Origin of the sequence: Methanobacterium sp., from assembly GCA_030017655.1 — an archaeon.
GTDB lineage: Archaea > Methanobacteriota > Methanobacteria > Methanobacteriales > Methanobacteriaceae > Methanobacterium_D.
On the sequence record JASEIM010000076.1, the window covers coordinates 1 to 675 of the forward strand.

Annotated in this window: 1 protein-coding gene; it reads right to left on the reverse strand. The window is 28.7% G+C overall.

Annotated elements, in window-relative coordinates; translation table 11 throughout:
• Positions 1-292, reverse strand: a 292-nt coding sequence (locus tag QMD61_11685) for a hypothetical protein (protein ID MDI6725294.1), incomplete at its 3' end; no start/stop codon positions are given.
• Between the last annotated feature and the right edge of the window lie 383 nt (positions 293-675).

Here is a 675-nt window from a genome sequence, read left to right on the forward strand (position 1 = left end):
GTTTAGAGAATACATTTAGGGTATAACCTGAATCTACATATGATTGATAGTAATCTAAATTATTAGTGGTGTTGTATTTGCTATATAATTGATTTCTAACCTTATTGTTCTCGATAAATACATTTTTAAGTTCTGTCTGTTTAGACCAGGATAAAGACGATGATTTATTTAGGATTACTTGCTCATCAATAGTAAAGTTATCAATTTTAGGAGCATAAGGGGTTGATATGGATAAAATAAGCAGAATTAATGCAAATAACATTAATAATGGGTATATGGGGCTTATTTTCATAATTATCACATCTTTCGAATATAATAATTGTAAAAAGGTTTAAAATAGTTCTTTTATCTAATATTAATTTTTCAACTATAAAACTGTTTATATAAAATTTAAATAAAGCGAATTGGACTAAAAATCTTTAAATTATATGAACCTGACGATTTCTTGAGTAAAAGAATATAAGTTTTGCGTAAAAAAAGAAATAATTTGATACAATCCTTTTTATTTAGAAAAAGGTTGAGCACTATCAAAATTTTTAATTTTGATGTGTAACAATCTTTGATTGTTAACGCTCTCGAAAACTTCGTTTTCGAGGCGCCAAAAACTTTCGGTTTTTGAGCGCCGGGGACGGGATTTGAACCCGCGCGATCCAAAGGATCATGGGATTAGCAGTC